The 24,210-nt window shown below is 58.4% G+C and carries 24 protein-coding genes; 5 read left to right on the top strand and 19 right to left on the bottom strand.

Going from position 1 to position 24,210, the window contains the following annotated elements:
* Positions 1-391: 391 nt before the first annotated feature.
* The 7 genes from IT895_RS17935 to IT895_RS17905 all read right to left on the bottom strand — a co-directional run bounded on the left by IT895_RS17935 (position 392) and on the right by IT895_RS17905 (position 7,143).
* Positions 392-550, bottom strand: coding sequence for a hypothetical protein (locus tag IT895_RS17935; protein ID WP_199284238.1), 159 nt, complete (start codon positions 548-550; stop codon positions 392-394).
* A gap of 2 nt (positions 551-552) precedes the next feature.
* Positions 553-813, bottom strand: coding sequence for a HigA family addiction module antitoxin (locus IT895_RS17930; protein WP_199284237.1), 261 nt, complete (start codon positions 811-813; stop codon positions 553-555).
* A 42-nt stretch (positions 814-855) separates the two neighbouring features.
* Complete coding sequence (locus IT895_RS17925; protein WP_199284236.1) at positions 856-2,364, bottom strand: YifB family Mg chelatase-like AAA ATPase; 1,509 nt, start codon at positions 2,362-2,364, stop codon at positions 856-858.
* A 99-nt stretch (positions 2,365-2,463) separates the two neighbouring features.
* Positions 2,464-3,348 (bottom strand): ABC transporter substrate-binding protein, encoded by an 885-nt coding sequence (locus tag IT895_RS17920; protein WP_199284235.1) that lies wholly within the window; start codon positions 3,346-3,348, stop codon positions 2,464-2,466.
* A 136-nt stretch (positions 3,349-3,484) separates the two neighbouring features.
* Positions 3,485-5,593, bottom strand: coding sequence for a TonB-dependent siderophore receptor (locus tag IT895_RS17915; protein WP_199284234.1), 2,109 nt, complete (start codon positions 5,591-5,593; stop codon positions 3,485-3,487).
* Between the two features lie 99 nt (positions 5,594-5,692).
* Entirely contained in the window at positions 5,693-6,652 is a 960-nt protein-coding gene (locus IT895_RS17910) for an AraC family transcriptional regulator (protein ID WP_199284233.1), read from the bottom strand.
* Positions 6,653-6,780: 128 nt separating this feature from the next.
* A complete protein-coding gene (locus IT895_RS17905; RefSeq protein WP_199284232.1) occupies positions 6,781-7,143 on the bottom strand; it encodes an accessory factor UbiK family protein in 363 nt (120 codons plus the stop codon).
* Between the two features lie 333 nt (positions 7,144-7,476).
* Between IT895_RS17905 and IT895_RS17900 the strand changes: the two genes are divergently transcribed.
* From IT895_RS17900 to glnK, 3 genes are all read left to right on the top strand, one after another.
* Positions 7,477-7,815: a P-II family nitrogen regulator gene (locus tag IT895_RS17900; protein WP_027337181.1), complete on the top strand. Its 339-nt coding sequence runs from the start codon at positions 7,477-7,479 to the stop codon at positions 7,813-7,815.
* A 45-nt stretch (positions 7,816-7,860) separates the two neighbouring features.
* On the top strand, positions 7,861-9,108 hold the full coding sequence (locus tag IT895_RS17895; RefSeq protein WP_085919460.1) for an ammonium transporter: 1,248 nt from the start codon (positions 7,861-7,863) through the stop codon (positions 9,106-9,108).
* A 190-nt stretch (positions 9,109-9,298) separates the two neighbouring features.
* The gene (gene glnK / locus IT895_RS17890) at positions 9,299-9,637 is read left to right on the top strand and encodes a P-II family nitrogen regulator (protein ID WP_066320813.1); all 339 of its coding nucleotides are present in this window, start codon (positions 9,299-9,301) and stop codon (positions 9,635-9,637) included.
* 142 nt (positions 9,638-9,779) lie between these two features.
* On the opposite strand, the gene IT895_RS17885 is transcribed toward glnK, so the two are convergent.
* Positions 9,780-10,556 (bottom strand): ferredoxin--NADP reductase, encoded by a 777-nt coding sequence (locus tag IT895_RS17885; RefSeq protein WP_199284231.1) that lies wholly within the window; start codon positions 10,554-10,556, stop codon positions 9,780-9,782.
* Between the two features lie 175 nt (positions 10,557-10,731).
* On the opposite strand from IT895_RS17885, the gene IT895_RS17880 reads away from it, so the two are divergent.
* Complete coding sequence (locus tag IT895_RS17880; RefSeq protein WP_085919458.1) at positions 10,732-11,658, top strand: LysR family transcriptional regulator; 927 nt, start codon at positions 10,732-10,734, stop codon at positions 11,656-11,658.
* 14 nt (positions 11,659-11,672) lie between these two features.
* Here the strand turns inward: IT895_RS17880 and IT895_RS17875 are convergent, their stop codons facing one another.
* The 7 genes from IT895_RS17875 to phnD all read right to left on the bottom strand — a co-directional run bounded on the left by IT895_RS17875 (position 11,673) and on the right by phnD (position 19,763).
* Positions 11,673-13,775, bottom strand: a complete 2,103-nt coding sequence (locus tag IT895_RS17875; protein WP_199284230.1) for a methyl-accepting chemotaxis protein — start codon at positions 13,773-13,775, stop codon at positions 11,673-11,675.
* A gap of 5 nt (positions 13,776-13,780) precedes the next feature.
* Positions 13,781-15,667, bottom strand: coding sequence for a methyl-accepting chemotaxis protein (locus tag IT895_RS17870; protein ID WP_199284229.1), 1,887 nt, complete (start codon positions 15,665-15,667; stop codon positions 13,781-13,783).
* A gap of 123 nt (positions 15,668-15,790) precedes the next feature.
* A complete protein-coding gene (locus IT895_RS17865) occupies positions 15,791-16,222 on the bottom strand; it encodes a host attachment protein (protein WP_085919455.1) in 432 nt (143 codons plus the stop codon).
* A 92-nt stretch (positions 16,223-16,314) separates the two neighbouring features.
* Entirely contained in the window at positions 16,315-17,124 is an 810-nt protein-coding gene (gene phnE, locus IT895_RS17860) for a phosphonate ABC transporter, permease protein PhnE (RefSeq protein WP_085919454.1), read from the bottom strand.
* Positions 17,118-17,930: a phosphonate ABC transporter, permease protein PhnE gene (phnE, locus tag IT895_RS17855; RefSeq protein ID WP_085919453.1), complete on the bottom strand. Its 813-nt coding sequence runs from the start codon at positions 17,928-17,930 to the stop codon at positions 17,118-17,120. Before phnE (IT895_RS17855) ends, phnE (IT895_RS17860) begins: the two co-directional genes overlap by 7 nt.
* Entirely contained in the window at positions 17,917-18,714 is a 798-nt protein-coding gene (phnC, locus tag IT895_RS17850) for a phosphonate ABC transporter ATP-binding protein (RefSeq protein ID WP_085919452.1), read from the bottom strand. Before phnC ends, phnE (IT895_RS17855) begins: the two co-directional genes overlap by 14 nt.
* 56 nt (positions 18,715-18,770) lie before the next feature.
* On the bottom strand, positions 18,771-19,763 hold the full coding sequence (gene phnD / locus IT895_RS17845; protein WP_199284228.1) for a phosphate/phosphite/phosphonate ABC transporter substrate-binding protein: 993 nt from the start codon (positions 19,761-19,763) through the stop codon (positions 18,771-18,773).
* 155 nt (positions 19,764-19,918) lie between these two features.
* On the opposite strand from phnD, the gene IT895_RS17840 reads away from it, so the two are divergent.
* Positions 19,919-20,512 (top strand): histidine phosphatase family protein, encoded by a 594-nt coding sequence (locus IT895_RS17840; protein WP_085919450.1) that lies wholly within the window; start codon positions 19,919-19,921, stop codon positions 20,510-20,512.
* Here IT895_RS17840 and IT895_RS17835 read toward each other — a convergent pair.
* The 4 genes from IT895_RS17835 to IT895_RS17820 form a co-directional block, all read right to left on the bottom strand.
* Positions 20,509-20,904 carry a RidA family protein gene (locus tag IT895_RS17835; protein WP_085919449.1) on the bottom strand — a complete coding sequence of 132 codons (396 nt, stop codon included), beginning with the start codon at positions 20,902-20,904 and terminating at the stop codon, positions 20,509-20,511. The two genes, IT895_RS17840 and IT895_RS17835, sit on opposite strands and share 4 nt — an antisense overlap.
* 125 nt (positions 20,905-21,029) lie before the next feature.
* Positions 21,030-21,791 carry an amino acid ABC transporter ATP-binding protein gene (locus IT895_RS17830; RefSeq protein ID WP_303393819.1) on the bottom strand — a complete coding sequence of 254 codons (762 nt, stop codon included), beginning with the start codon at positions 21,789-21,791 and terminating at the stop codon, positions 21,030-21,032.
* Positions 21,792-21,845: 54 nt separating this feature from the next.
* Positions 21,846-22,946: an amino acid ABC transporter permease gene (locus IT895_RS17825; RefSeq protein ID WP_085919448.1), complete on the bottom strand. Its 1,101-nt coding sequence runs from the start codon at positions 22,944-22,946 to the stop codon at positions 21,846-21,848.
* A gap of 16 nt (positions 22,947-22,962) precedes the next feature.
* A complete protein-coding gene (locus IT895_RS17820) occupies positions 22,963-24,153 on the bottom strand; it encodes an amino acid ABC transporter permease (protein ID WP_085919447.1) in 1,191 nt (396 codons plus the stop codon).
* Between the last annotated feature and the right edge of the window lie 57 nt (positions 24,154-24,210).

Below are 24,210 nucleotides of genomic sequence, written 5' to 3'. Positions count from 1 at the left end.
TTGCAGCAGCATTAAATGCAGTTTTGCGATTTTGGGGGAGTTGGGAGTATTTTGGTGGGGCGCTTATTACACATTTATTATTTTGGCAGGGCGTGAGGTCATATCTGTATGGAAAAACTATTTCTACGATAGGAGGTGCGATATCAGAACATGACAGTAAGCGAGCAAGGCTAGGGCTCTGTATGGCAATGTTTGTTGGGTATCTTGCTGTGTTCATGTTTGATGGAGCGCCGTGGGGAAATTAGTAAATAAAGGTAATTACTTTGACGAGCTAGGATTCCTTGCGTGACCTTGGGCGACGGTTTCGGACCAAAGGGGTCAGTGTCATTGATATCTCTGGTTCCAAAGATCTACGTCCGGGCGACGTCACCCCACTGCAGTAGCAGTAACTTTAATCGTGTTTTACCACCAGTTGCTCGGCATAGGCTGACGGCCTCAGCGCCGGGCTCCTCCAGGTGGGCGGTGTGTCGGTACGCTCAAGGATGATGCCACGGTGAACAAGCTGGATGCGTTCTGCCAGCGCTTGGTGGAGTGCCTCGCGCAAACCCACCGTCAGGCTACCTGGTGGCGGCGGGCTTCTTCCAGATCATAGGCGTTTTGCAGGCGCAGCCAGTAACCCTCGCTGGTGCCAAGAATGCGTGCCAGGCGCAGATCGGTGTCTGCGGTAATCGCGCGGCGACCCAAGGTGATTTCCCCGATCCGGGTGGCCGGGGCGTCCATCTGCCGGGCTAAGGCATTCTTGCTTAATCCCATTGGCTGCATGAAGTCCTCATAGAGAATTTCGCCGGGATGGATATTAGGTAGTTTGGCCATTTCGACCTCCTGGTTCCTTAGTGCTATCCGGCAATCTTAATACTAAGCCCCCTTCAACATCCGATCCAACTGCCGGTAGCCGATGGCTTCGATTAAGTGGGGCTGGGTGGGCTTGGGTTCACCCTGCAGGTCGGCGAGGGTAAGTGCGACGCGCAGCACGCGGTGGTAAGCGCGGGCAGAGAGCTTGAGTTTTTCCAGCACCCCCGCCAGCCAGGCGCGCTCTTCATCATTAAGGGCGCAGGCCGTCTCCAGCGCCTTGCCGCTGAGTTGGCTGTTGAGCGCACCTCTTGCCATTTGCCGTTCCCGGGCGGCCATGACGCGCTGACGCACGGCTTCGGATGATTCGCCCTGGGTTTGCGCGGTGAGCTGCTCCGGTGGCAGTGCCGGGACTTCTACCTGCAGGTCGATGCGGTCGAGCAGCGGGCCTGATAGCCTGTTCTGATAGCGCTGGATCTGGCTGGCGGTGCACTGGCAGCGGTTGCGCGGATCGCCGAGATGCCCGCAGGGGCAGGGGTTCATTGCTGCCACCAGCTGAAATTGCGCCGGGTAACGGCGCTCGTGGCTGGCGCGGGCGAGGTGAATTTCGCCGGTTTCCAGCGGTTGTCTTAAAACTTCCAGTACGCTTCGGGAAAATTCCGGCAGTTCATCCAGGAACAGCACGCCATGGTGGGCCAGCGAGATTTCGCCGGGTTTGGGTTTTGAGCCGCCGCCCACCAGTGCCGCGGCGCTGGAGCTGTGGTGGGGTTGTCTGAAGGGTCGCTGGCCCCAGTCGGCTTCCAGCGGCAGCCCGCACACCGAACGCACCGCCGCCACGGCCAGCGCATCTTCTTCCGAGAGTGGCGGCAAAATACCGGGCAGGCGACTGGCGAGCATGGTCTTGCCGGTGCCTGGTGGGCCCGCGAAAAGCAGATTATGGCCGCCAGCAGCGGCGACTTCCAGGGCGCGCCGGGCCTGTTGCTGGCCACGCACGTCGGCCAGGTCGGCCATTGGCGCCGGGCTTTTGACCGAGGCGGGCAGTTGATGGGGCGGGATTTTTTCCTGATCGAGCAGGTGGGCGACGACATCCCATAGGGTGTCGGCGGGTAGCACCGGCAAATCTCCCGCCAGCGCGGCTTCATCGGCGCAGGCGCGGGGGATGATCAGTGCCTTCTTGGCGCGCCGCGCGGCCAGGGCAAAGGGCAGGATACCGGGTACCGCGCGCAGCTTGCCGTCCAGCGCCAGTTCGCCCGCAAACTCCATGCCTTCCAAAGCGTCGACGGGAATCTGCCCGGAGGCGGCAAGAATGCCCAGCGCGATGGGCAGGTCGAAGCGGCCGCCCTCTTTGGGTAAATCGGCCGGGGCCAGGTTTAAGGTGATGCGCCGGGTATTGGGAAAGTCAAAACCGGCGTTGACCAGGGCGCTACGCACCCGTTCGCGGCTTTCTTTGACGGCGGTTTCCGGCAGGCCGACTAACGTCAAGCCAGGCAAACCGTTGGCCAGGTGCACCTCCACGTGCACTGCCGGTGCGTCCAGGCCGACCCCGGCCCGTGTCGCCACAATGGCAAGCGTCATGCGCGTTCCCTCGCTGGTTGTTAATTACCGTATGCTGATTAACCTACCGTATTTATCAGAGGGTGAGTAGCCAGATGCGCGGTACGGCATAGGCCGCCATCACTTCGGGCTTAGCGCTTCCTGGGGCGCGTCTTCCAACGCGGCGACCAGTTCTTTGGCGAAGCGCTGCGCCGAGGGCAGTGCGCCAAAGCTCCACACGGGTGGCAGACGCAAAAGGCGGTCGTTCTTGACGCTGGGTAGCTGCTGCCACAGGCCGCTTTCCGCGAGTTGCGCCTCGACGCCAGTAGGCAACGGGTCGACGATCACCAGAGTGGCATCCGGGTAGCGAGCGAGCTCTTCAACGCCGACCAGCGAAAAGCCCCAGGCGTTGGTCGCCTGATCCCAGGCATTGGGCAGAGCAAGCTGCTCCAGTACCGCGTTATAGAGGCTGTTATCACCGAACACGCGCACGTGGCGGGCATCCATAAACTGGATCATCAATAGCGGCGCCGTGTCGGGTCGTTCGTCACGCAGCCGGGCCATCAGTGAATGCGTCTGCTTGATCAGTTGCGACGCTTGAGGTGCGCGGTCCGCCAGTTCGCCTATCTGCTCGGTGATGCTTTGCATTTCTTGCCAGGTGTCGCTGCCGGGCGTGTAAAGCTCGACGGAGGTGACGGGGGCGATGCGCTCCAAACGCGGCGTTAACCCGGCAAACATGGGGGATATCAGGGTCCGCTCGGGCTGCATCTTTGCCAGCAGCTCCATGTTGGGCTGGCTGCGCAGGCCCAGATCGGCGGCTTCGTCGGGCAGCCGTGGCTCACCCACCCATTCATGGTAGGCCTGTTTCTGGGCACCTCCAACAATGGGGGCGTCCAGGGCAATCAAGGTTTCAGCCACCGTCCAGTCGATAGTCGCCAGCTGCGCCTGGACGGGAAAACCGCCGAGTAGGCACACAGTCAGCAAGCCAATACGAGTGATCAAAGAAGACACAGCGGAACAACGCATGATGACGGCATCAATAGAAAATAAGGGCTGTATTTAAACGATAATATTTATTGTTTGCAAACAAAACACCCAGGCGAGTGCCTGGGCGCGGTGCCGACGCGGCGAATTTAAAGCTGCTGAACTTAAAACGCCGACATTAAAACCGGTAGTGCACGCTGGCGGTAATGCCGCGTTCGGCGCCGAAGTAGCAGTACTCCAGTGAGTTACACGAGGCGACGTACTCTTCATCCAGCAGGTTGCTGACGTTGAGGCGAGTCTCGACGCCTTGCATGCCTACCTCGCCAAGATCGTAGCCGAGCGTGGCGTCCACCAGGGTGTAATCCGGTACCGTTTCCGTATTGGCACGGTCAGCCGCAATGTCGGCGTAGTGGCGAACGCCTGCGCCGATGTCGGCGCCGCTCAGCCAGCCGTCGTTAAACGCATATTGCGCCCACAGCTGAACCTGGTGGCGCGGCGAATAGATCGCGTCATTGCCCTCGTTGCCGTCGTCGCTCTTGGCGTAGGTGATGTCGGTGAAACTGTACCCGGCCTGCAAGGACAGCGCCTCGGTGAGCTGGGTGCGCGCTTCAAGCTCGATGCCCTGGGACTCGATCTCGCCCACCGCGCGGTAAGGGTCGGTAGGCTGTTCCTTGGTGGCCACGTTTTCCTGGCTGATGTGAAACAGGGCGGCACTGTACTGGCTGGCGCTGTCGTTGGGCTGGTATTTCACCCCGGTTTCCCACTGTTCGCCTTCCATGGGGGCCAGCAGATCACTGTTGGCATCCACAAAGCTGGTGGGGGTGAAGGCCGTCGAGTAACTCAGGTAAGGCGCGACGCCGTTTTCGAACAGATAGACCGCCCCGGCCCGGCCGCTGAACTGGGTGTCGTCGAGGGTGCTCGTTTGGCCGGTATCCTGGTTGGTATTGTCGATGTCGACCCAGTCGTAGCGCCCGCCCAGGGTGAAGCGCCAGTTATCCAGCGCGATCAGGTCTTGAAGGTAGACGCCGGTCTGTTCCAGTTCGTGACGCTCGTTGATGGGCGCATACATCGCCGTGGGGTCGGCGCCGTATTCTGGATCAAAGGCATCGAGCGACGGAAATGCCCCTGACGGCCAGCTGACGTCGTTGTCGCGCTGCTGATAGTCGACCCCGACCAGCACGGTGTGGTCCATAAAGCCATCGTTGAGGTTGGCTTCAAGCTGGTTATCCACCGTCCAGGCGTCGAGCGATTCGTCGCTGCCGGAGTAGTAGCGGGCCAGTTCATTGGAGGTGGGTGACGTCCAGCCAAAGCCATAGACCTGGTTCAGGGTGACATCCGAATTGAGGTAGCGCAGCTGCTGGCGCGCGGTCCAGTCGTCATTGAAACGATGCTCGAAGGCGTAGCCCACCATGCGTTGGGTCCGCTCATAGGCCTCATAATCTTCCTCGCCGTCAAAGAAGTTATTGCTTATCTTGCGTCCGTTGCGCGGGACCACGGCGCCTTCGTAAGGCACGCCGGAGTGGTAGCCGCCCTCGGGTTCGTCCTGCAGGTAGGCGTCCAGGGTCAGGCTGGTGGCGTCGCTGATATCCCAGGTGAGCGACGGTGCAATGGCGTAGCGTTCCTCCTCTGTCGGACCAAACTGGGTATCGGCGGCGCTGGCAATGCCCACCAGTCGATAGGCCACGCGCTGTTCTTCCCCGAGTGGGCCGGTCAGGTCAAAGGCGGCGCTGCGCTGGTTGTTGTTACCCACGCGGAAGCGTAGCTCGCCGCCGGACTGGAACTCGGGGCGCTTGCTGTTAAGTGCCACCACTCCCCCTGGCGAGGCCTGGCCGTAGAGTACCGAGGCGGGGCCCTTGACGACTTCAATGCTGTCCAGAAACCACGGGTCGACGCGCAGGGAACTATGCGAGTTGGTATCGCCGATGAGTTTCAGGCCGTCAAGAAAGGTGTTGCTCAAGCTGCCGTCGGAGAAGCCTCGCAGCACCAGGTAGTCGAAGCGGTTGGACGCGCCGATCTGGTTGCTATAGACCCCGGGCGTGTAGTCGGTGGCACGCTGTACCGTGCTAACGCCACGATTGTCCATATCCTCGCGGGTAATGGTGGACACGCTCTGGGGCGTTTCGATCGACGGCGTTTCCACCTTGGTGGCCGCCTGCTGAGCGGTAACGGTCACCGTGCCCAGTTTGTCGCGCTGGGCTTCCTGAGCGGCTGCAAAAGGCACGCCGCTGGCGATGGCCACGGCAATGACCAGCAGCGATGGGCGGAAGTGGCAAGCTGAAATTGGCATGGTAACGATCCCTTGATAGTTTTAGTAATGAGAATTGTTACTTTTTAGTGCAGGAAGTAGGTATGCAATCTGCCAAATTGGCTATGCGCAATGCCAAATTCATCTGGGGGCGCGCTGTGAAATGACGTCATGGGGTGCGATGCCAAAGCGGCGACGAAACGCCGTGGCGAAATTGGTGGCGTGACGATAGCCACAGGTGTGGGCGGCTTGCTGAACACTCATCCCACGTTGAAGAGCCTGATAGGCTTTGGCCAGTCGGCATTGGCGTAGATGCTCAAAAATTGAGCAGCCATAGCGGGCACGAAATTTCTGGCGCAGGCTGCTTGGACTCATCGCCACTTCTCTTGCCAGGTCGCTGAGGCAGTAGGCGTGCTCGGGATGGGACGCCAACCGGGTATGGAGGGCGGCTAAACGCGCCTCGTCGCGGGCCGGTATAATCGGCTGCGCCTGAGCTGGGTCTTGCCGCGCACATTGGGGTAACCCTTCACCCAGCAGTTGCAGGGCCAGGCCTTGCCAGATCAGTGGCTGGCGCCAGTCGGCCAGTGGTTCGGCGGTGGTATGGCGTAACATCTGCGTAAAGGCGTCCGACAAGCGCCAAGGGTATAAGCCCGGCGTTGGGGGCGTCGATGGCAGGTCCAAGTTGGTGGTGGCGAGCACTGCCAGGTTCACTGTGTGCAGCCTTGCCTGAGCCGGCTGAAAAACGGTCAGCGGCTGCTCGGCAGTGAAATGGACGCACATGCCGTCGCCTGCCTTGAGTTCCAGGCGTTGATCCCCCAGGCGGGCGGTGATGTGCCCCTCGAGTACCACGCTGATAAACCAGGGCACTGTCTGGCGAGAGGCTGAGCTATAGGCGCAGTTCACGCATAGATCGGAAAGCGTCAAGTGCATTGCTTGAGGCAGGGCAACGTCGCGAACGCTGCCGGTGGCGACGCTCGCCCCGGCAGATGCATTGCGAACGCGATAGTCAATACCGAAACGCTGGCCTAGCTGGGCAAGCGTCCCCGGTGTTAGCTCATAAAGCGGTTGACTGACTTGAGGGCCGAAGGTGGCGGTGGTCATGCGTGCATCACGTAACGGTGAAATTCGGCAATGCATCAAAATGGGGCATTGATGCATTGCCTGCATCATTGAATGCGAATTACGTTACCATGTGCACAATAATAATCAATGATATCTATTCGCATTCATCATTGCGATTTGGATTCGTCTTGATCTTCCTTGGTGTCGACGTTATCGGAATCCGCCTGGGGCTCTGCGGGTAGCGGCGGTGCCTCGGCTTCGACGGGCGTCGAGGCATCGGCTGCCTGGGCGTCCACGGCGGCTTCGAGGCTGGCGACCTGGCGTTCCAGCGCTTCTACCCGTGAGCGGGTGCGCTGCAATACGTCCATCAAAATATCGAAGTCCTCCCGGGACACCAGTTCCAGGCGGTCAAAGGCCCCCCGCACCACCTGATGAACCCCTTTCTGGATATCTTCAGGCGCTTGGGAAGCGTTCTGCAAGCGGTCGCCGATTTGCTGGGCGAGTCGGCTAATATGGTCTTGAGGCGCCATGGCTTTCTCCTAACGGTCAATGTCTCGATACAGCTATCTGATCATCAGGATACGCAACCCAGGCGGGATTCGCATGCTTCTTGGGCTAATTTGTGCCGCTGGCTGATGCCCTACGGTGGGGCGTTTGCGTTTTGCCTTTGAGCAATTTTGGTGCAATACCCGGCTTGTTAGCGTGTATGGCGGGCGGTGAGTCGCCAGTATGCCCCACACTATTGCCTTTAAATAAATGAAATATAAGTAAAAAAAATCAGATGGCACGGTATGCGCATTAGTGGAGCAGGCACTTTTTTTGGGCGGCTCGGCCGCTCCTTAATCCAGCAGGGGAGATTCGGGATGAAACTCATCACCGCCATTATCAAGCCATTCAAGCTCGACGACGTTCGCGAAGCACTGGCCGACAACGGTGTTCAGGGCATTACCGTCACCGAAGTTAAAGGCTTCGGCCGTCAAAAAGGCCATACCGAGCTATATCGCGGCGCTGAATACGTGGTCGATTTCTTGCCCAAGGTAAAAGTCGAGGTCGCCGTGGACGACGGTCGCCTCGAAAGCGTGCTCGATGCGATCTGCAGCGCGGCCAACAGCGGCAAGATCGGCGACGGCAAGGTATTTGTCACGCCGCTTGAAGACGTTATTCGGATTCGGACGGGTGAGCGCGGTGCGGACGCCGTTTAAACCTGGCTTTACGGGTCATTTCTTTAGTTCAACGGGGAACTTACAATGAATGAGTTGACTGATCTGAGCTACGCGCTCGATACGTTTTACTTTCTGATCTGCGGTGTGCTGGTCATGTGGATGGCCGCTGGCTTCTCCATGCTGGAAGCTGGCCTGGTGCGTTCCAAGAACACCGCTGAAATTCTCACCAAGAATATCGCGCTGTTTGCGATTGCCTGCACCATGTACCTGCTGGTGGGCTACTACATCATGTACTCCGGCAACGCCGGTGGCTTCCTGCCCAACCTGGGCTTCCTGATCGGCGCTGAGAACAGCGTGGATGCGGTCACCGCCGGTGGCGATGACGCACCTTACTATTCCATGCGTTCCGACTTCTTCTTCCAGGTCGTCTTTGTCGCAACCGCAATGTCGATCGTCTCGGGTGCGGTCGCTGAACGCATGAAATTGTGGGCCTTCCTGGCATTTGCTGTCGTCATGACTGCCGTGATCTATCCGGTATCTGGCTACTGGACCTGGGGCGGCGGCTGGTTGGCCGAAGTTGGCTACTCTGACTACGCCGGTTCGGGCATTGTACACCTTGCCGGTGCCGCAGCCGCGTTGGCAGGCGTTATCGTGCTGGGTCCGCGTAAGGGCAAGTACGGCAAAGATGGTTCTATCCACGCGATTCCGGGTGCCAACATGCCGCTGGCGACGCTGGGTACCTTCATTCTGTGGATGGGCTGGTTCGGCTTTAACGGTGGCTCTGAATTGAAACTGGCCGCGGTTGATTCCGCCAATAACGTCGCCCAGGTGTTCGTGAATACCAACGCCGCGGCTGCCGGTGGTGTGATTGCCGCCCTGATTCTTGCCAAGCTGTGGTTCCGTAAAGCGGACCTCACCATGGCGCTCAACGGCGCGCTGGCTGGCCTGGTGGCAATTACTGCCGACCCGCTGTCGCCTTCGGCACTGGGTGCGACGATTATCGGTGCGATCGGTGGTCTGATCGTGGTGGCTGCCATCGTCACGCTGGATAAGCTGAAACTGGACGATCCAGTCGGTGCCATCTCCGTTCACGGTGTGGTGGGTATCTGGGGCGTGCTGGCTGTGCCGTTGAACAATGATGGCGCCTCTTTCGGCCCGCAGCTTATCGGTATCTTGGGTATCTTCGCCTGGGTCTTCATTGCCAGCCTGATCGTATGGCTGATCCTGAAAGCCATCATGGGTATTCGCGTCAGCGAAGAAGATGAGTACGAAGGCGTCGATATCGCCGAGTGCGGTCTTGAAGCCTACCCTGAGTTCGGTATTAAAAAATAACGGGTCGGCGCCCAAACCTTATTGGGTGCCAACCAGAAGAGCCCGAGTGCTCGTTACTAGCCTCCCTTCACGGGGAGGCTTTTTTTATTCTGCGCCGGTAGCGGTGTATGCTGATAGGTAACGGATAGCGAGCAGGGCGCTAGGCTTGTTATCTTTCATTATCATGGCTACCCAGCTAGAGGATCTCGCAATGAAACTAATCTCTGCCATTATCAAGCCATTCAAGCTTGATGACGTGCGCGAATCGCTCTCCGACATTGGCGTACAGGGCATTACCGTCACCGAAGTCAAAGGTTTTGGTCGTCAGAAGGGCCACACCGAGTTATACCGCGGTGCTGAATATGTGGTTGATTTTCTACCCAAAGTGAAGCTCGAAGTGGCGGTTGACGACGACATGGTCGAGCAGGTCATCGAGGCGATCACCCAGGTAGCGAATACCGGCAAAATCGGCGATGGCAAGATTTTCGTCATGCCGCTTGAGCAAGTGATTCGTATCCGTACCGGCGAGACCGGTAAAGACGCGGTATAACGACCCGCGCGCCAGAACACGAAACCCCCGCCAAGCGATGCTGTTACGCACCGAGTGGCGGGGGTTTTTATTGGGCGAGTTGTCGCTGAGAGAGCTACTTGTTGAGGAAGTGACTCGTTGAAAGAGTGACTCGTTGAGAGCGTTACTTTTCGACAAAAGCCCGTTCGATGACGTAGTCGCCCGGCTCACCCATGCGTGGCGAGATGTTCAGGCCCAGTTCGTCGAGTAGCGCGCTGGTGTCGTCGAGCATGGCCGGGCTGCCACAAATCATTGCACGGTCCTGGCGCGGGTCGATGGGCGGAAGCCCTGTGTCTTCGAACAGTTTGCCGGTGCGGATGTGGTCGGTCAGGCGGCCCATGGTGTGGAACTCTTCACGGGTAACGGTCGGGTAGTAGACCAGCTTCTCGGCGATTTCCTCACCCAGGTACTCGTGGGCGGGCAGCTCCTTGGTGATAAAGTCGGCATAGGCCAGCTCGGAGACTTCGCGGACGCCGTGAACCAGCACGACTTTCTCGAACCGCTCATAGACTTCCGGATCCTGAATCAGGCTCAGGAAGGGCGCGAGGCCGGTACCGGTGGACAGCATGTAGAGGTTGCGGCCGGGCAGCAGGTCGTCGGTGACCAGCGTGCCGGTCGGCTTGCGGCTGACCATGATCTGATCGCCGACCTGCAGGTGCTGTAAGCGCGACGTAAGCGGGCCGTCGGGGACTTTGATGCTGAAGAACTCGAGGTGGTCTTCGTAGTTGGGGCTGGCAATCGAGTAAGCGCGCATCAACGGTTTGCCGTCGACTTCCAGGCCAATCATGACGAATTGGCCGGTCTTGAAGCGCAGGCTGCGTTCCCGGGTGGTGCGGAAGCTGAATAGGGTGTCGTTCCAGTGGTGAACGCTGAGGACATCTTCCAGGGCGAACTTACTCATGCCATTTCCTCCGTCGGTGACGCCATCAACGCCACGAATATTCAAAAAAAGAATAAAAAATAGATATCAAGTTGCCAGCAAGTCTAAGCAAAGGATGGTATATCTGTTAAGTAAATAATCTTGATAACGCTTATCTTTAAAATAGATATAGCGTCTTGGTGAAAGGTCAGACCCCATGCACTATACCCTGCGTCAGTTGGAAGTCTTTGTTGCGGTTGCCCAACACGAAAGCGTGTCGCATGCGGCCCGCGCGCTTGCCATGTCCCAGTCGGCGACCAGTACGGCACTTGCCGAGCTGGAGCGCCAGTTCGACTGCCAACTGCTCGATCGCGTGGGCAAGCGCCTCAAGCTCAATGCCCTTGGCTTCCAACTGCTGCCCAAGGCAGTGGCGCTTTTGGACCGTGCCGAAGAGGTGGAGGAATTACTGCGTGGTCAGCAAGGGGTGGGATCGCTGGATGTTGGCGCTACCCTGACCATCGGCAATTATCTGGCAACGCTTTTGATCAGCGATTTTATGCAGCGTTATCCCGGTAGCCGCGTGCGTCTGGCAGTGCGCAATACACGGCATATTATCGAGGGCGTCCGTCAGCACTCGCTGGATTTGGGGTTGATCGAAGGGCCGTGTGATGACGATATGATCATCAGCCAGCCGTGGGTCGAGGACGAGCTGTGTGTCTTCTGTTCGCCGCGCCATCCCCTGGCGGGCAAGACCCACCTGGAGCTTGAACAGTTGATGCGGGAGGACTGGATCATGCGCGAGGAGGGGTCAGGGACGCGGGTGACCCTGGAGCACGCCGCTCGCCACCGACGCAGTCGCTTCAACACGCTGCTGGAGCTTGAGCATACCGAGGGCATCAAGCGGGCGGTGGAGTCGGGGATGGGGATCGGTTGTGTCTCCCGCCTGGCGCTGCGCGATGCCTTCCGGCGAGGCAGCCTGGTTCCGCTACCCACACCGGAGTTGGATCTTAAACGCCAGTTCACCTTTATCTGGCACCGCCACAAGTACCTCACCACCGGTGTGCGCGAGTTCCTGCGACTGTGTCGGGAGATGACCGCTAACGCCAAGCGTAGCGATGACATCCCCATGCCACCGATTCCTTAACGGCGCTCTTCTCCTTAACGGCGCTTTTCAGGGGCCGGTAACGCCGACCGGTCCCGGTCTTCCTCCAAGGTGAATCCGCCCACCAGCTCGGCAAGATAGTCGGCCTGGTCTTTCAACTGCTCGGCAGCGGTGGTTGACTCCTGCACCAGCGCGGCGTTCTGCTGGGTCATCTGGTCCAGGTCGGTAACCGCAATGCTGACCTGGCTGATACCGTCATTCTGCTCACCAGCCGCCGTGCTGATATCGCCCAGCATCTGGGTGACTCGGGAGACACTTTCGGCAAGCTCGTGCATTGCGGCCTCGGCGTCGCGCACCATTTGCGTGCCGCTTGCCACCTTTTCGGTAGAGGTATCGATCCGCTGGCGAATATCCTTGGCCGCGTCGCTGGCACGCGATGCCAACTGACGGACTTCATTGGCCACCACGGCAAAGCCGCGGCCCTGTTCTCCCGCGCGGGCGGCCTCTACCGAGGCGTTCAGCGCCAGTAGGTTAGTCTGAAAGGCAATCCCGTCGATGACGCTGACGATATCCTGAATCTCTGCCGATGTGGTGCGGATGTCGTCCATGGTGGTCACGACTTGTCCAAAGGCTTTGTCGGTGCGCTCTGCCAGCTGCGAGGCGGTTTTGGAAAGGCCGCTGGCCTCCTGCGAGGCGCTGGTCGTATGCGCCACGGTGCTGCTGATTTCCTCCATGGCAGACGATGTCTGCTGCAGGCTGGAAGCCGCTTGTTCGGTGCGACTTGAAAGATCGCGACCGCCCTGGGTGATTTCATTGGCGGCGTGATTGACGGATTCACTGCTGCGTCGGACATCAAGCAGGATGGCCTGGATCTTGTCAGCAAAGGCATTGAATTGCTCTGCCACCGCCGCGCTCTCATCACGACCCTGTACCGGCAGGCGTTGGGTCAGGTCGCCGTTGCCGGAAGCGATCGCCTGCATGCGGCTGGCCAAATGCTTGAGGGGACGCGAGATGCTGCTACCCAGCAACCAGCTGGCCACCAGGCCCAGCAAGGCGATGACCAGCCCCATGCCAATCATGCCGAGTGTCGAGGCCTCGCGCTGGCTTTCCATCTGTGTCTGCAGGTCATTGAGACCGGCCAGGACGGCACTTTCAGGCAGCCGGATCATCAGCACCCAGGGGTTACCGCTTTCATCGACTGAGAAAGGCCAATAAAGCTCGGTCATGCCCTGGCCCGTGTTGAGCCTGCGGACATTTTCCCCTTGCTGAGCCTGGGCGATGCCGGCCTGGAGGTCTTCACCCAGCACCTCGTCAGCGTGCTTGCCGAGCAGGTCAGGCTCGCTGGTGTGCGCAGCCAATGCCCCGTGCGAGGCGATCAGGGCGATTTCGCCCGCGCCATCGTAGAGCGACTGATTGGCCTCTTCCAGCAAGCTTTGAATGAACTCCACCGACAGGTCGACACCGGCGCTGCCGCGGAACTCACCGTCGACCAGAATGGGGGCATTGAACGACGTAACCAGCAACGTCTCGCCGTTGTAGTCGTAATAGTGAGGGTCGACCACGCAGGTACGCTTCGTTTCTTTGGGGCACAGATAGTATTCCCCGCGCCGAATGCCATCGGCATCGCGCTGCTGGTTTTCCATGTCACTGCCCAGCGCCAGCACCTCGATATCGCCGCTTTCGGTGCGGTACCACCACGGCATGAAGCGACCGTCCGGGCCGTAACCTTGATCCTCACGGCCGGTATACAAGTCATCGCTATCAAAGGCATCGGGCTCCCAGCCGATAAAAGCGTCGAGCAGGTCGGGGTTGTCCACCACGGTCTGACGCACAAGCCGCGAAAGCTCTTCGCGGCTCATGGTCATCAACGGCTGGCCCTCGTCGTCTTCCTGACCCAGCATGGCATTGGTGTTCGCCAGGCTTTGGGCAAGCGTCAGAGCATGTTCGAGCTCGCCCTTGATTTCTTCGGTCTGGGCCGAAGCGGTCGCTGCCAGGCGAGCCTCTATGTTTTGTTCGAGCAGCGTTTTCGTCTGCTTTTCAACCAGTGCCTGGGAGCGGGCGTTGGCAATCACCGAATAAATAACCAACGCCGCGACAACCAGCAGTATGCAGCCACCGACCAGCGTGGCAATAAGGGTGCGGACAGACTTAAATTTCATTATTGTTAATTCTCTCTATGCGCGAGAGCCGCCTGCGGCGACTTTGGAGCGGATGTCATAAGATGGCCAGCCTGTGTGGCTGAACCACTCGACAGTTTAAATCGGCTGATGGTCTCGGTGAGATGGTCGGCCTGATCCTTGAGCTGCTCGGCGGCGGTGGTCGATTCTTCCACCATGGCCGCGTTTTCCTGGGTCATGCGGTCAAGGTCAGCCACCGCAATGTTCACCTGACCGATACCGTCACTTTGCTCCGTCGTTGCGGAGGTGATTTCGCCGAGCACATCGGTGACACGGGTGATGTTATTGACGATGTCGTCCATGGTTTCACCGGCGTTGTGCACCCGTTTGGAACCGTTTTGGACCTTGCCCTGGGCGTCTTCGATCAGGTTTTTAATATCGTTGGCGGCGTCATTGCTGCGTTGAGCAAGCTTACGCACCTCTTCCGCTACCACAGCAAACCCACGGCCGTGTTCACCGGCCCGTGCGGCTTCTACCGAGGCATTGAGTGCCAGCAGGTTGGTCTGGAAGGCGATGTTGTTCATCAGCGAGACGATATCGCCAATCTTGCCCGAGGACTCGGCGATATCTTCCATCGTCGTGATGACCTCTGATACCGCCTGGCCGCCACGGCCGGCAACATCGGATGCCGCCTGGGATAGCTGGTTGGCTTCTTTGGCGGACGTCGATGTGTGCTCGACCGTACTGGTGATCTCCTCCATTGAGGCAGACGTCTGTTGCAGGCTGGAGGCGGTGTTTTCAGTACGCCGCGACAGGTCCTGGCCGCCGTTGGCGATTTCCGTGGCGGCGTTGTGGACCGATTCACTGCTGGAGCGCACATCCTGCAGTACCGTGTCCATGGTAGCCACAAAGCGGTTGAAGGCGGCGGCAATCTGGGTGATCTCGTCGTTACCCTCCTCCGGTAGGCGCTGGGTCAGGTCGCCTTCGCCCGAGGCGATGTCATTCATCGCATCGCGGGCCGATAAAAGACGGCGCAGCAACCATTTGAGCAGCAGACTAAGCGCGATGGCGGTTATCACTGCGACAATCAGGAGCGTGATGATCGACGTGGTGGCAATCCCGCGTAGTCCGGCGGTGGCCTCGTGCTCATCCATTGCCACCATGAGGTGCCAATCGCTGTTGCCGCCGACGGCGCCACCTTGCAGCAACATCTCACGGCCCTCCAGTGTCAGGGCCTGGGGCTCGTTGCTGGCCGCAATCTGCTGAAGATAACCGGCATCCAACTGGTCGCTGAGTGCGGTGGAAGGCTCTAGTGCCAACTCGGCGTTGGGGTGAGCGACCAGCGTGCCGTCGCCGGTGGTTAAAAAGCCAAAGCTTGACGGGGTAGGCGCAATGCTCGCAACGATCTCGATGACAGCCTGGATGGTAATGTCGCCACCGACCACCGCCGCCAGTTCACCATTCTGATAGTAAGGGTGCGCAAAGGTGACGATTAAGCCGCCGCTTTGGGCGTCCACGTAAGGGGCGGTGATGATCGTGTCTTTGGCCTCGACAGCATCCTGGTACCAGGGACGTTGGCGTGGGTCGTAATCGCTCGGTGGCTCCCAGCCATCAGAAAATACAGCGTCAGATGTCTCGGGGTAGGCCATATAGGCCGTCATGAAGTCGCCGGAGTCGGCTAATTGCCGCAGGGCTTCTAGCGGAGCGTCGCTAGTGGCCGCCTCATCCATACTGGCAAGCATGCTGTATCGGGCGTTAAACCATTCGTCAATCGCCAGGGTATTTCCATTGACGACTGCGTTCAGGTTGCGGGTAACCTGCTGGGTATTGTGGTGCTTGACGGTGATGTAGCTGGCTATGCCATTGATGACCAGGGCAAGGATAATCGCCACTAGGGTTGTGAGTAATAGCTTGGCGCGCAGGGATGCAAACATGGTCGCTCTCAAGTCGAGGTGCATATCAGGGCGCGGGTGCCACGCCCTGTCATTGATCACGCACGTCTATCGGCAAGAGCGATCGTTTCTTTAGGCAAGTGAGAGGTGGATGTCGTCGCTGGGTTAGCGCAGGTCGCTCACGGCCGTTTGAATATCCGTCAGCGAGGCTTTGCTCAGATCTTTGGAAAGGGTATGAATCACAAGTTTTTGCGTGGGGCCATCGAGCTTGTCGCGCAGCAGGCCCAAGAATTTGGGTGGAGCGACCATGATGAGCTTCTCTAAGCTGTTACCTACTCGAGCGTTATAAAGGTGGTTGGCGACCTGCTTGGCGAACAGCTCGTTCTCGTGTTTGGAGGCGGCTCCCTCTTCACCGGAACTGCGCGCGCTGGTCGAATTGGATTCGTGAACGTCGGCACCCGGACGGTCGGTGACCAGGTCGCCCTCGTGCAGGCGCCCTTCGGCGTGTACCAAGCTTTCCTGCTCGGTGAGTGTCAGCGCTTCGCGGGTAAAAATGCGCGCACGCGCGGCATCAGCGACAACAATATAGGTGGTCATCGTGACGCATCCTCCTTGTCGTTAGTGGTCACTTAACCATGGCAAGCGTTTAGCGCTAGGTCAAACGCTCACCCTGGATAACAACACTTGGCTTAAAGCACCTTGCTCCGCAGCAGGCTCGTGACGGCCTCGCCAATCAGCACCAGCACGATGATGGCAATCAAGATGGTGGCCACGGTCTGCCAGGCGAAGGTATCAATCGAACCTTGCAGGATAACCCCGATACCACCGGCACCCACCAGTCCCAATACCGTCGATTCACGAATGTTGATATCCCAGCGCAGAATCACAATGGCAAAAAAGGCAGGCATGACCTGTGGGACCACTGCATAGGCAATCACCTTGGCTTTGGAGGCGCCGGTGGCTTCCATGGCCTCAACCGGGCGCCGGTCAATCTCCTCGATCGCCTCACCCATCAGCTTGCCGATGAAGCCGATGGAACGAAACACGATCGCCAGAATGCCGGCGAGTACCCCGGGACCGAAAATTGCCACGAACAGCAGTGCCCAGATAATGGTGTTTACCGAGCGGCTGGAGACGAGAATGAAACGCCCAAACCACAGGCAGGCCCGGTTCGGAGTCGTGTTCTGGGCAGCAATATAGGCCACCGGCAGGGCGAGAAAAATCGTCAGGAAAGTGGCCAGGGTGGCAATATGCACGGTCTCGATCAGGGCGCCAATGATGTTGTTCAAGCCTTCGCCACTGGGCGGCCACATACGGGCGCCAAGCCCGGATATCTGATTGGGCGCGTCCCACACCCAGGGCCAGAAGATATCAATATCGCGCACTGCCCAGAAAACCACCATTACGGTCGCGAGGAGCACAGCGAAGCGGATAAGGCGCTGCCTGGGGTTGTGACGCTGCCAGACGCGGTCGGCAAGTTGTTGAGCGTGATCTACCATATTTTTTTCCTTACCCAGCCGCTGATGCCTTCACTGATCAGAATGACCGCGATGATGACGAGTAGAATCGCAAACGCGAAATCGTAATCGTAGCGTCCAAAGGCGTTCATCAGTGTGCTGCCAATGCCGCCCGCGCCGACAATCCCGACCACTGCGGAGGCACGCAGGTTGCTGTCGAGCTGGTACATGGAAAGCCCCACCTGGCGCGGTAGTATCTGCGGGAAGACCGCATAGAACAGAATGGCCCCGTAGCCTGCACCTGCTGCCTTCATGGCTTCGACCTGGCCCCAGTCAATTTCTTCGATCTCTTCGGCGAGGAGCTTGCCCACAAAACCGATCGAATAGAGGATAAGCGTCAAAATCCCTGCGAGAGGACCAAAACCGACGGCGGCGACGAATAGAATCGCCACGATGACCGGATGGAAGCTGCGCGAGATGATGATCACCGCCCGGCCAATGATATATATCGGCATCGGTGCAATGTTGCGCGCGGCCATGACGGCAAACGGAATCGACAGCAAAACGCCCAGCAGCGTCGCCATGATGGCGATTTGAAAGCTTTCCTTGAAGCCTGTGATCAGCAGCTCATAGCGCTCAAGACTGGGTGGGAAACCACCGCCGAAAATACGCCCTGCGCGGGGAAGGCCTTCTGCAATCCGCGCCCAGTTGAACGGCAGTGAGCCAAAGGCCCAGACCAAGTAGACGACGCCGACGAGGATCAAGCCGTAGCGCAGCAAGGGGTTGGCAATAAATGGTGGTTTTTTCCAGGTGCGTGGCGTTGATGCCTGGGCGTCAGGCGGAGTCATGAGCGTGTTCCTCCGCGGGTGTATCGGTGATCGCATCGTCCGGCGCGTCTATGCCGCCGTAGATGGCATCCAGAGCGTCTTTGTTGAAGTCCGCGGGCAAGCCATCAAAGATCATCTTGCCGTGGCGTAAGCCCACGATGCGCTCGGTATAGGTCTTTGCCTGGGCGACGTTGTGAATATTAATCAGCACCGGCAACGACAGCTCGCTTGCCAGGCTTTGCAGCAGAACCATGATCTGCTCTGACGTACGCGGGTCGAGTGAGGCGGTGGGCTCATCGGCGAGCAGCACATCAGGCTCTTGCATCAATGCGCGCACCACCCCGACCCGCTGGCGCTCACCGCCGGAAAGCTCGTCGGCGCGCTTGTTGGCATAGTGGGCAATGCCCACGCGCTCCATCAGTACAAAGGCACGCTCGATATCGGACTGAGGGTAGCGGCGTGAAATCGCCTGGTAGAGGTTCACATAGCCCAAGCGCCCGGCCAGCACGTTTTCCATCACGGTCAACCGGTCCAGCAGGTTAAAACCCTGAAATACCATGCCAATCTTGCGTCGCGCGCGACGTAGCTCCGCCCCTCTCAGGTGCACAAGCTCGTTGCCGTTGAGCTTGATGGAGCCGGATGTCGGCTCGACCAGGCGGTTGATGCACCTCAGCATGGTGCTTTTACCCGCCCCCGAAGCGCCTACGATAGAAACGACGCTGTTTCCCTCTACCTTGAGATCAAGCCCTTTCAGCACGGCTTCATCGTGGCCATAACGTTTGACCAGATTGGTAATTTCCAGCATGTGTTCGCGTCCATCGTCGAAAAATAACCGCACCGCCAATGGCGGTGCGTAACGTTTTACTCTTCCAGGTTTTCCGGCGTATAGCTCACGCCATTAGCGGACTGGATGGTACGAATCACCTGCCAGTTATCTTTGTAATTGATAGGGATGAATTTCTCGACGCCTTCAAACTCTTCGCCTAGTTCGGTGCCCGCAAAATCAAAGCTGAAGAAGGCCTCCTCGATTTTGTCGACCAGATCCGGGTGCAGGTTGTGTGCGTAGTTATACGAGGTAGTGGGGAAGCTGTCGGACTCGTAGATCAGGCGAACATCTTCCTCATCATAAAGACCCCGTGCGGCCATGCGCTCGACGACTTCCGATGCCACCGGGGCGGCGTCATAGTCTTGAGCGACAACGCCGAGCATGGACTGGTCGTGGCTGCCGGAGTAGATCACTTCATAATCTTCACCGGGGGTGATGCCAAATTCGGGCAGCAACGCGCGGGGGGCCTGGTTACCCGAGTTGGAGGTCGGCGAGGTATGGGCGACGCGCTTGCCCTTGAGGTCTTCCACTTCATGGATATCGGAGTCGACATGGGTGAACAGCTGCAGGGTATAGCCGAATCGGCCGTCGTCGGAGCCCATCAAGGCAAACGGTACTGCACCGGCGAGATTCACGGCAAAGGGCGTGGGGCCGGTGGAGAAACCGGCAATATGCAGCCGACCGCTGCGCATGGCTTCGACCTGAGCGGCGTTTGACTGCACGGCGAAGAAGCGCACATCGCGTTCGGTAACCTCCTCAAGGTGGTCGATAAAGGGCTGCCAGATATCCGAATAAATGGCCGGATCTTCGACCGGGGTGTAGGCGAAGATCAGCGTATCGGGGTTGGCCCATTCCGATTCATCGCTTGGCCGGTCAGCCACCATATCCCCATCGGCGTCACAGTAGATATCCGCCAGGTCGCCACGCTCACATTCAGCGTAGGCTTGGGTGGATAGCAGTGCGAGCGGCAATAGCGATACAGCGGTGAGCATTGCAAGCGGGCGCTTGCGAAAGAGCGGCGTTGTCATAATAAGCCTCGTTGTGTGTTGTTTTTGTGTTATCGCTTCCCTTCGCTGGGATTTTCTACTCAGAAAGCGGGAAATGTTTCATAAGTGGACATTTGATGCGAAGGATGATTATTTTCGAAAGTAGACACTTTCAATCTAGGGTTTGTGACAAACTTATGTCAAATACTTTACAGGCGCCTTACGACCATTGGCGCAATCGCTATTTGCTAATACGCCACGGCCATAGCCAGGCGAATCAACAGGGGGTGATTGTCAGCTCGCCCGAACACGGCGTGACGAACTTCGGGCTTTCCGAGCAGGGTGAGCAGCAACTTGCCCAACGGGTGGCTGACTGGCAGTGGCCGATACCCACTCGCGTGGTGCACTCGGACTTTTTGCGCACGTCGCAAACGGCTGCCCACATTGCCGACGCGTTTGGACTCACACCAAGCGTGGAGACGCGCTTAAGGGAGCGCTATTTTGGCGAGTTGGAGGGGCAGAGCGATGAACGCTATCCCAGTATATGGGTATTGGATGCCCAGGACGCCGAGCATCAGCACCTCCAGGTGGAGGCGGTGAGCGCGGTGGCAAAGCGTATGCGAGCGGTGATAGACGACTGGGAGCAAGCGGCCAGCGGGGAAACCATCGCCCTGGTCAGCCACGGCGATCCGCTGCAGATCCTGCTCACGGCGCTTGCTGGAAAACCGCTTGGCCAGCACCGTGAACAGGCAGCGCTATTGCCTGCCAGTATTACGTTGATAGGGCCCTAAGAGTTGCCTTCAGACGGTGGGATCCAGGCAATCATGTCGACTTCCACGTCGGCACCACCGGCGAGTCCCGTGACGCCAATGCAGGTACGCGTGGGTAACGGCTGCGGGAAGTAGCTCGCGTAGACCCTGTTGACCTCGTCGAAGTGGCCCATGTTGGTAATAAACACCCGCGACTGCACCACGTGCTCGAAACTGCTTCCCACTTCCTCCAGCACAATCGCCAGGTTCTGCATGACACGATGGGTCTGTTCGGTGAAAGTGCCGAGCAGCATTTCGTTGGTTTCCGGCACGGTGGGCATTTGTCCGGTAATAAATACCAGATCGCCCACGCGGCAGGCGTGGGAAAAGGGCGCGATAGGCTGGGGCGCCCGGTCGATAAATAGCTTTTCCATGGTGTCGCGATCCTTTGTACATTGTTTTTTAATGCGTGTTTAAACGTCTTATAAGCATTATGGGCCTCAAGCGAGGCCCATAATGACGTACTTATCAACAGCCGCCTTGCTGAAGAGGGTGTGGATTAATGCCCCAGAATCTGGCTCAAGAACAGCTGAGTACGTTCGGACTGCGGGTTGTTGAAGAATGGCTCAGGCGCGTTCTCTTCAATTATCTGTCCCTGGTCCATGAAAATCACCCGGTCAGCGACGGTTTTGGCGAAGCCCATTTCGTGGGTCACACAGATCATGGTCATGCCTTCTTCGGCCAGCTCCACCATGACGTCCAGCACTTCCTTGATCATCTCAGGGTCGAGGGCCGAGGTGGGCTCGTCAAACAGCATGACGTCAGGGTGCATGCACAGTGAACGGGCAATCGCCACGCGCTGCTGCTGGCCGCCAGAGAGCTGCCCGGGGTATTTGGTGGCTTGTTCGGCAATGCGCACCCGTTCCAGGTATTCCATTGCCAGCGCTTCGGCCTCTTTGCGGGGTTTCTTCTGTACCCACATCGGGGCAATACAGCAGTTTTCCAGCACCGATAAATGGGGGAACAGGTTGAAGTGCTGGAACACCATGCCGACGCTGCGGCGAATCTGTTCAATACGCTTAACGTCTTGAGTCAGTGCGACACCGCCGACGGTGATATCCCCTTTCTGGTGCTCTTCAAGGTGGTTGATACAGCGAATGAGCGTCGATTTACCCGAGCCCGAGGGGCCGCACACTACGATACGCTCGCCCCGTTTAACTTCCAGGTAAATGTCCCGCAGCACGTGAAAATCGCCGAACCATTTATTGACATTATGCATCTCGACCATCAGGTCGGAATCGTTGGTGGCTGCTTGTGTCATGTTGATATCCTACTCAAAATCATAAAGAAAGCGGCATGAAGCGTTGTCGACGACCTACTGCTTATGACCGGTATTTAGCCTGCGTTCCAGGTACTGGCTGTAGCGCGACATGCTGAAACAGAAAATCCAGAACACGAACGCGGCAAACACATAGCCTTCTAGCGAGAAACCCAGCCAACGCGAGTCGGAAAGTGCCGCTTGCACAATACCCAACAGATCAAACAGCCCAATGATCATCACCAGGGTGGTGTCCTTGAACAGCGAGATAAAGGTGTTGACGATACCGGGAATCATCATCTTCAGCGCCTGGGGCATGATGATCAGCCCCATGCGTTTCCAGTAGGTCATCCCCAGCGCTGCCGCTGCTTCATCCTGGCCTTTGGGGATCGCCTGCAGCCCCCCGCGAATCACCTCCGCCATATAGGCACTCTGGAACAAGGTCAAGCCGATCAGCGCGCGGATAAGGCGGTCAACACTCAACTCTGTGGGCAAAAACAAGGGCAGCATGACTGACGCCATGAACAGGATGGTGATGAGCGGAACGCCGCGCCAGAACTCGATGAAAATGACACAGAACGTTCTGACAATCGGCATTTGGGAACGCCGCCCAAGGGCGAGCACAATGCCGATAGGCAGCGCGCCAATCATCCCCACACTGGCCAGTAGCAGTGTCAGCATCAAGCCACCCCAGCGGTGGGTGGAAACGCGCGGCATATCGAAATAGCCGCCGTGCAGCAGCACATAGGCGATGACCGGGAAGGCCAGCAAGGCAAACACGGCCACCCAGCGCTTGAGCGGCAGGCGGGGGATCACCAGCCAGGCGATAATGCCGGCGAACATGGCAAACACGATATTGGCGCGCCAGTACTCCTCGCTGGGATAGAGCCCATAAATAAACTGGGAAAAGCGTGCGTTGACGAATACCCAGCAAGCGCCGGCCCGTGTGCAGTCTTCGCGGCTATCGCCCACCCAGTTGGCATCGATAAACGCCCACTGGATCGTGGGCACCACGAGCAGGTACAGGACATACAGGCCCAACAGCGTGAACAGGCTATTAATGGGGCCGTTGAACAGGTTGCCGCGTAGCCAGGCAATGGGGCCGATGGTGCCTTTCGGAGCAGGCTGCTCGGGTATCATGTCTTTGTTGTGAATCATAAAGGTCGTCTCCGGCCTAGCGTTCGACCAGCGCAACGCGAGCGTTGAACCAGTTCATGAACATGGACACCAGCAAGCTGATGATCAGATAAACCGCCATGGTCATGGCAATCACCTCGATGGCCTGACCGGTCTGGTTGAGCGTGGTGCCAGCAAACACCGAGACCAGATCGGGATAACCGATGGCGGTGGCCAGGGAAGAGTTCTTTATCAGGTTGAGGTATTGGCTGGTGAGCGGCGGAATAATGACCCGCATGGCTTGTGGAATGATCACCAGACGCAGGACGAGTTTGCGCGGCAAGCTGAGTGCCTGGGCGGCTTCCGTTTGCCCATGAGGGATCGCCTGAATACCCGAACGCACAATTTCGGCAATGAACGACGCGGTGTAGATGGACAGCGCCAGCCACAGGGCTAGAAACTCGGGAATGATGGTGATGCCACCGCCAAAGTTGAAGCCGCGCAGTACCGGCATTTCCCAGGTCACCGGTACACCCGTGACGACGAGCACCAGTAGTGGAAGACCAAAAATAATCACCAGGGACATCCAGAAAACCGGCAGGCGTTTGCCGGTGGCTTCATGGCGACGTTTATTCCAGACAATCAGCGCGATACTGGCAACGATCGCCACCACAAAGGTGGCAGGAATCAGTCCGAAGCCTGACTCGAACAGCGGTTGGGGCAGATATAGCCCACGCACATTGAGAAAGATGGCTTCGCCAAACGCCATGCTCTCCCGGGCGCTGGGTAGAGCCCGCAGTACCGCGAAGTACCAGAAGAAAATCTGCAACAGCAGCGGAATATTACGGAAGGTTTCGATGTAGGCGTTGGCTAACCTAGCGATCAGCCAATTGGGCGAAAGCCGCGCAATACCGACAATAAAACCGATAATCGAGGCGGCCAACACACCCAATCCACCGACCAGCAGCGTGTTAAGCAGGCCGATCACGAAAGTACGGCCGTAGCTACTCTGGGAGGAGTACTCGATCAAGGTCTGGCCAATACCGAAGCCGGCGGTGTTGCTTAAAAAGCCAAAGCCAGTGGTGATGCCTCGAGCCTCAAGGTTGGCTTGGGTGTTGCCGATTATATAGATAAGAAAAGCCACCACAGCGGTGACTAAGAGGATTTGGAAAATAAGCGCGCGCTTCGCGCGGTCTCGCCAGAACGGCGGCTTTTGGCCGACGGGGCGAGCATTGGGTCGTACAGACATGGGTGGCGTCTCCGCGATACGGAAAGTCAATCAGATGGCCCGCCTATACCCTGGCAA

This window comes from Halomonas sp. A40-4, assembly GCF_015767635.1.
Taxonomy (GTDB): Bacteria; Pseudomonadota; Gammaproteobacteria; order Pseudomonadales; family Halomonadaceae; genus Vreelandella; species Vreelandella janggokensis.
This window is presented reverse-complemented; position numbering and strand designations above follow the sequence as displayed.

What these genes read in the sequence shown, in the direction of transcription:
- IT895_RS17930 (WP_199284237.1), bottom strand. Translation starts at nt 813, where the DNA reads ATGGCCAAACTACCTAATATCCATCCCGGCGAAATTCTCTATGAGGAC.
- IT895_RS17925 (WP_199284236.1), bottom strand. Translation starts at nt 2,364, where the DNA reads ATGACGCTTGCCATTGTGGCGACACGGGCCGGGGTCGGCCTGGACGCA.
- IT895_RS17920 (WP_199284235.1), bottom strand. Translation starts at nt 3,348, where the DNA reads ATGCGTTGTTCCGCTGTGTCTTCTTTGATCACTCGTATTGGCTTGCTG.
- IT895_RS17915 (WP_199284234.1), bottom strand. Translation starts at nt 5,593, where the DNA reads ATGCCAATTTCAGCTTGCCACTTCCGCCCATCGCTGCTGGTCATTGCC.
- IT895_RS17910 (WP_199284233.1), bottom strand. Translation starts at nt 6,652, where the DNA reads ATGACCACCGCCACCTTCGGCCCTCAAGTCAGTCAACCGCTTTATGAG.
- IT895_RS17905 (WP_199284232.1), bottom strand. Translation starts at nt 7,143, where the DNA reads ATGGCGCCTCAAGACCATATTAGCCGACTCGCCCAGCAAATCGGCGAC.
- IT895_RS17900 (WP_027337181.1), top strand. Translation starts at nt 7,477, where the DNA reads ATGAAACTCATCACCGCCATTATCAAGCCATTCAAGCTCGACGACGTT.
- IT895_RS17895 (WP_085919460.1), top strand. Translation starts at nt 7,861, where the DNA reads ATGAATGAGTTGACTGATCTGAGCTACGCGCTCGATACGTTTTACTTT.
- glnK (WP_066320813.1), top strand. Translation starts at nt 9,299, where the DNA reads ATGAAACTAATCTCTGCCATTATCAAGCCATTCAAGCTTGATGACGTG.
- IT895_RS17885 (WP_199284231.1), bottom strand. Translation starts at nt 10,556, where the DNA reads ATGAGTAAGTTCGCCCTGGAAGATGTCCTCAGCGTTCACCACTGGAAC.
- IT895_RS17880 (WP_085919458.1), top strand. Translation starts at nt 10,732, where the DNA reads ATGCACTATACCCTGCGTCAGTTGGAAGTCTTTGTTGCGGTTGCCCAA.
- IT895_RS17875 (WP_199284230.1), bottom strand. Translation starts at nt 13,775, where the DNA reads ATGAAATTTAAGTCTGTCCGCACCCTTATTGCCACGCTGGTCGGTGGC.
- IT895_RS17870 (WP_199284229.1), bottom strand. Translation starts at nt 15,667, where the DNA reads ATGTTTGCATCCCTGCGCGCCAAGCTATTACTCACAACCCTAGTGGCG.
- IT895_RS17865 (WP_085919455.1), bottom strand. Translation starts at nt 16,222, where the DNA reads ATGACCACCTATATTGTTGTCGCTGATGCCGCGCGTGCGCGCATTTTT.
- phnE (WP_085919454.1), bottom strand. Translation starts at nt 17,124, where the DNA reads ATGGTAGATCACGCTCAACAACTTGCCGACCGCGTCTGGCAGCGTCAC.
- phnE (WP_085919453.1), bottom strand. Translation starts at nt 17,930, where the DNA reads ATGACTCCGCCTGACGCCCAGGCATCAACGCCACGCACCTGGAAAAAA.
- phnC (WP_085919452.1), bottom strand. Translation starts at nt 18,714, where the DNA reads ATGCTGGAAATTACCAATCTGGTCAAACGTTATGGCCACGATGAAGCC.
- phnD (WP_199284228.1), bottom strand. Translation starts at nt 19,763, where the DNA reads ATGACAACGCCGCTCTTTCGCAAGCGCCCGCTTGCAATGCTCACCGCT.
- IT895_RS17840 (WP_085919450.1), top strand. Translation starts at nt 19,919, where the DNA reads ATGTCAAATACTTTACAGGCGCCTTACGACCATTGGCGCAATCGCTAT.
- IT895_RS17835 (WP_085919449.1), bottom strand. Translation starts at nt 20,904, where the DNA reads ATGGAAAAGCTATTTATCGACCGGGCGCCCCAGCCTATCGCGCCCTTT.
- IT895_RS17830 (WP_303393819.1), bottom strand. Translation starts at nt 21,791, where the DNA reads ATGACACAAGCAGCCACCAACGATTCCGACCTGATGGTCGAGATGCAT.
- IT895_RS17825 (WP_085919448.1), bottom strand. Translation starts at nt 22,946, where the DNA reads ATGATTCACAACAAAGACATGATACCCGAGCAGCCTGCTCCGAAAGGC.
- IT895_RS17820 (WP_085919447.1), bottom strand. Translation starts at nt 24,153, where the DNA reads ATGTCTGTACGACCCAATGCTCGCCCCGTCGGCCAAAAGCCGCCGTTC.